This is a genomic window from Bartonella sp. AD13SXNS (assembly GCF_042196465.1).
Taxonomy (GTDB): domain Bacteria; phylum Pseudomonadota; class Alphaproteobacteria; order Rhizobiales; family Rhizobiaceae; genus Bartonella.
This window is the reverse complement of record NZ_JBHIQI010000031.1, coordinates 1-5,509: the sequence shown is the minus strand read 5'-3', so window position 1 is coordinate 5,509 and position 5,509 is coordinate 1. Positions and strand designations below refer to the sequence as shown.

Here is a 5,509-nt window from a genome sequence, read left to right as displayed (position 1 = left end):
CTATCGGCTGTTTTGGTATAAAGAGATGCCATTTTGTCTTCTGACCAGCCAAAAAGCGCTTTCATTTGGGAAACTGTCGCACCAGCATTGGCGGCGCGTGTTGCTGCTAATTTTCGCAAGCCGTGAGCTGATTTTTTAATCCCTGCTGTATTGCATGCTTCACGAAAAAGGTTGCCAAAACTTTCTTTGACAAGCTTATTTCCACCTTTTCCGCAAATGAATGTTTCATCACCTACGGGACCAATTTTAAGAGTTTCTGCGAGTTCTGGTAAAATAGGGAGAAAAACATCTGTTTTAAATTGGCTCTTTTCTGTTTTGAGATGAATGATATTATCTTTGACATCTTTCCAACCGATACGAACGGCATCTCCACGGCGCAAGCCCGTATAAAGAAGCACATCAACCCATACGCGTTCATGGGTACCAATAGCCCATTGTTTATAATATTTATCGATATCTTCTTCTAGCCATGGCGCTAATCCTTCGCTGTTAAGAGATTTTGGTGCTTTAACATTAAAGGCGGGGTTTCTGTTTAAAAGAGCATTATCAACTGCCCAATTAAAAAGACTGTTTAAAGAAGTTAGAAAATGTTTTGCTGCTGCGGGAGTCTCACGTCTTCTTTCTACTGCCTCAAGAATGTGTTGTTTGTCTATACTTTTATAAGAGCGATCACCAATATGTTTAGAAATATTGTTCAGAATTCTATACTTAACTTTTTTAGTAGATTCTGATTGATTATGCCATTGCATGCTTTGTAAATATTGATGCAACAACCAATCGAAAGAGCCCTCTACAAGTCGTCTGGTTTGTTTTCTTTTCTTGGAGGTGCCATTTTGCGCTTGCTTAAGAGCAAGCGTATAATTATCGACAAACTCTTGCGTTCCATAGGTTCCTTCAATCCGAAATCGTGGTCCATGACCAATACGTACATACCATATGATTTTACCATGGCGTGTGCGTTCACAAACAAGATATGGTGGACGACGTTTTGGCATGGCTAAAACTTTATACCGTCGACAGAACGACAAGTTTTACTGGTATCGTAGTCTTCTTGTTCATTTTCAAGCGGTGGAAAATCGTCAATGCTATAAGTATTATCTATCGTTCTGGGTGTTACGATTTTATTGATATAAATTAATAATTCACCAGTAGGCTTGATTTCTACAACCTCTGCTCCTTGCTTTTTAGCTTCTCGTAAAGCACGTGCAATGGCTGGTTGCGTGATAGTAGGTGGGCGGTATGCCATATCTGTTCCCCTTGATTTTAGATGTAATTCACATGTGGCGTGAATCACGCATGTGTTGAAAGTTGTTAGGAATGGGTGGGGGGCTTAGGAAAGAGGAGGAGGAGAGAGCACCCCCATAGGTTTAAGCGGTTTTTGTCAAAATCTTTTGCATCTCTTGTTCTATTTCCCCTAAAAAGATTTCGACCGCTTTATTGATCTCTTCAATGTGTTTCTCATCGCGGTTGACGCGTTTGATTTTCATGCGCAAGTATGTTGATTGCCTCGTAAAATATGGGTCATAACTGAAAAATCACACCATTTTCGTCCCGTACAAGCCCATTTGGAATTGCATTTGCGCGCTATATTCAGGCTTTATATTGTCATCTATAAAGAAGCGTAAATGGTTGATTGATTGTGGACATTTGATTTCGATTAAACCATCATCACCAACAAACCCATCAGGACTAGCGCCAGCCATTTTGATTGCAGGATGTTGGATGAAATCACATTGAGAGATCTCTGTATCATAAATGAATGCATCTTCTTCATGTTCAATGCCCCATTGCATAGCTGGTGTTGGATAAGATTGGCTACTTCACCAGTTAAACGCTCTGTTATAAGCTTAATTTTGTAGTCTTCATTTTGCTTGTAGGAGTTCCCTTTGCTGTTTTACTGAGTACGTTATAAATATTTGAAGCGGTGACTTTGCCTAGCCTTGCTTGAAACCACTCTACTGTCCTTTGTTCCATTTCACACCGCCGTTTCTTTTTGAGTTGGCACATATTCGATATCTTGGACGTAAGTATATTTAGTATAATATCAAAAAATACAATAAAGTCAATATGTTGTTTGCAATTATTTTATATGAATCCACTTAAGAATCCATCTTTTTATGCATGTTTAAATTGACCATTTTTTATATAAGATTGCTATGTATGAATAGACCATAAAAAGCAAATCATGATGAAAATGTTATAACGCATGTGTGCATTCAAAAGAAATGAAAAGCCGATATCATTCATAACAGTTTGTAAATTTTATGATGCATTTTTATTACAACACAAATCACATTGTTTTAAAATTTAGTTGTTTGGGATTATCGATAACATACGTTTAAAGATCACATCTTGTTTAAAGATTGAATTGTTAATAGTATAAAGCACAAATTAACATTCGCCAAAATTGGCGAGCGTAAATGTAGATAGCTATTATAACACCAAACATTTTAAAAGGATTTAAAGACAAGATCTTTTAATCAGAACTGTTTTAAGGGCGCGAGAGAATGCCGCCATAAAGTTGAAGCTTGTTTGTCCATGATGAGTGGAAAGCGATTTACGGATTGGATAGACATTGCTTGCGCTTGTACTTTCCGGTCTTGCTTGAAGGGGAATATCATCAACAACCGTGGTGATATTCTGTAAATCCATATTTTGAGAAACCGTTATAATCTCTAAAATAGGGCTTACATCTTGTCCTAAATTCATCTGATTGAGCGTTTTACTAAAATTCTCATCATGAGAAAGCAGCGCATTGAGAACTTGCCAAACAACACTGTATTTCTTATTGTTCTTTAAAGCTTTTTCGGGGTCGATCCCAGCAGGGACCCCAACGGGTAAAATGATATAGCCTCTTTTTTTGCCTGGAGCGCGCCGCATCACACATCCTACCGCCTGTATCACATCCACTTGGCTTTTACGCGGGTGTAAAAACATCACCGCATCCAAGGTAGGCACATCCACACCCTCAGACAAACAGCGTACATTGGTGAGCACACGACAGTGATTTTCCCCCACATTTTCTTCCAACCAATCCAGTTTTCTTGACCGTTCCTTGGCACCATCCTTCCCATCAATATGATCAACTTCACAGATCAAACGGGGCGTATCGGGGTGGTTTTGATAAAGTCTATTGAAAATCCTCTTAATACCTTTTCCTTGAAAGGTATCACGGATATTTTTAGAGGTCTTGATATCTTTACAAAAAGCTAAGGCACGACGCATGGGGCTCGTATCATCTCCAAGATCAGCTTTTAGATCCAGTTTAGTTAAAGCTTGATAACACCCAACAATTTTTGTTTTATAATCTAAAGTAAGTTCATAATCTTTGCTTGTGGTAGGGAACTCCATGGTTTTACTGATTTCCCCCTCATCAACCCCCAAAACAATAATCTTATAAGGGGTTAACAGTTCATTCTTGATCGCATCAGTGAAACTGTAGGTATAAAGCACTTTTCCATAAACTGTTTCATCATCCATAGAGGCTAAAACAGCATCAACCTCATCCGTATTCCTTTTCAGCTTATCACTAAAAATCTTAGGCGTTGCTGTCATGTATAGACGTTTCTTGCTTCGAATAAGAGTGTTATCGTGAACCTTGATAAAATCAGATTCATTGTCCTCTGTTCCTAATGAAGCCCCCGTTGTTCTATGCGCCTCATCACAAATAATCAGATCAAAGGCTGCTAAACCATGATCCTTTTGCGCATCAACAATGACTTGTATTGATTGATAGGTAGCAAAAATAACACTCATCGCATGGGGAGAGTTTCCTACTTTCTCGACAAGCTTAGAGGCATCTGTAGTAGCAGGGAGGGCTAAATCAGATGCCGATAATTCCCCATCATCTTCTTGGTTTTTACGACGCTTGCCGATTTGCTTATCGGAACACACCGCAAAGCAACGCAAGGGCACTTGTGCATCGGCTGTCCATTCACGGATTGTTTGCGAGACTAAAGCAAGAGAGGGGACTAAAAACAAAACACGCTTGCCTGCTCCTGCTATGGTTTCTGCTATCTTCAAACTGGTGAAAGTCTTGCCCGTTCCACATGCCATAATCAGCTTGCCACGGTCTGCTTCTTTTAACCCTTCACAAACCGCTTTCAGTGCTTCTTTCTGATGATCTAAAAGCTTTTTTTTCGTTTGCTCGTAAAGAACAATGTTGCCGGTCTTATCAAAAATACCCCAATCAATTTGACTATTTTCCATATCAAACAGATTAATCCGATAAACCGGAACGGCTTGCCCTTCAATCATGGTATTGGCATTTTCGCTTAAGTCTTTTTCGGTGCTATCAATGAGAAGGCGGTATTTAAATCTCTTTTTACCAGAAATGGCGATAAAGCTTTCAATATCATCTTGGGTAATCTGATGATTGGTCTCATAAAATTGACAGCGAATAGTAACATAATCGTCTTGATCACGAATTTTCGCTACCAAATCAATATCAGTGTCTCTATCGCTTCCTTTCCACCCCTTTTCGTCTGCTACCTCTCTATAAGTTTGAACCTTTTCGTATTCTTGCTTTTGAAGCGGGTCTTGCGTCAAATAAGCCATGACAAACTTTTCAAAAGCGGCTTGCTTTTCTTGCTCTGATATCGCTTGTTCATGATAAGATTGTAAGAGAGAACGTAAAGAGACGCATTTATTATCAGAATAAAGAGGGTGATACATAAAGAACAGACTCCATGACAATATATTCTATTAATTAATTCTCTTCAAAATTGGCTTTAAAGGTTGTTTATCCACAGCCTATAACACGGGGTAAGATCAGAAAAGTAGTGAAGTTTGCTATTCGTTTCACGGGTTAATCAAAACAAATGTACTATGAGCTTTAAAATATCATAATGAGTATTTTGATAGGTTTTATGAAGCACTTTATATAGAGATTTTGAAGGTGCTTAAAACCCTCAAAATCTTCAAAACTCATAGATAAGGCGTTCTTTAAAGGTTCTTTCTATGAATAAGGGGAAAACATGGTTTAACAAATTTATTCTTTATTATTGATGGGGATATTGAGGCTTACACATTGACTTTCCAAATAATTTTGGTTATAGTCCTAGTGGTATAAGTATGGGGGGAATGTCTTCACACGGTTACAATCAAGGCGTTTTGTCACTTGGTCTTTGGTGACAGAGCTATATGCTTTTATTAAAAGCATTATAGGGTAGTGGCTGTTTTAATTTCTATTATCAACAAGGGTTGATGAAGCGATATAACGCTTCATGAATGGTGCAAAGCGGGGGCAATCTGTATTGTTATTCATCTTTTTACGTTGGAAGAGTTTTTTAAGTTTTTTTCTTGCCTTAGTATTGTTTGTCTTGTTGAGTGGCCTAACGGTTTATGCGCGGTCATCGGCTATTTTTCATTCCCCAACAGATAATTTTTCTCGTAGGTATTCAGAAAAGCAGCAATTAGAAAGAATTGAGAATTTACGGTCTTTAACGCCTAAAAGGATCAAGACGCCTTCAGAGCAAAATCCAGAAATGCTTTTGGGTGGGAAGCAATG

At 38.4% G+C, this 5,509-nt stretch carries 3 protein-coding genes and 2 pseudogenes; 1 reads left to right on the top strand and 4 read right to left on the bottom strand.

All coding sequences use genetic code 11. From position 1 onward, the window contains the following. The 4 genes and pseudogenes from ACFIMQ_RS08895 to ACFIMQ_RS08880 all read right to left on the bottom strand — a co-directional run. The coding region (locus ACFIMQ_RS08895; protein ID WP_375703871.1) for a tyrosine-type recombinase/integrase at positions 1 to 995 on the bottom strand (995 nt) is incomplete at its 3' end. A gap of 2 nt (positions 996 to 997) precedes the next feature. After that, positions 998 to 1,246 (bottom strand): hypothetical protein, encoded by a 249-nt coding sequence (locus ACFIMQ_RS08890; protein ID WP_375703870.1) that lies wholly within the window; start codon positions 1,244 to 1,246, stop codon positions 998 to 1,000. A gap of 121 nt (positions 1,247 to 1,367) precedes the next feature. After that, positions 1,368 to 1,974 (bottom strand): annotated as a pseudogene (locus tag ACFIMQ_RS08885) (lambda exonuclease family protein). Between the two features lie 486 nt (positions 1,975 to 2,460). Further along, positions 2,461 to 4,674: a DEAD/DEAH box helicase family protein gene (locus ACFIMQ_RS08880; protein WP_375703869.1), complete on the bottom strand. Its 2,214-nt coding sequence runs from the start codon at positions 4,672 to 4,674 to the stop codon at positions 2,461 to 2,463. Between the two features lie 551 nt (positions 4,675 to 5,225). Between ACFIMQ_RS08880 and ACFIMQ_RS08875 the strand changes: the two are divergent. Beyond that, positions 5,226 to 5,509: pseudogene (locus ACFIMQ_RS08875) on the top strand (ShlB/FhaC/HecB family hemolysin secretion/activation protein); the annotation flags it as partial.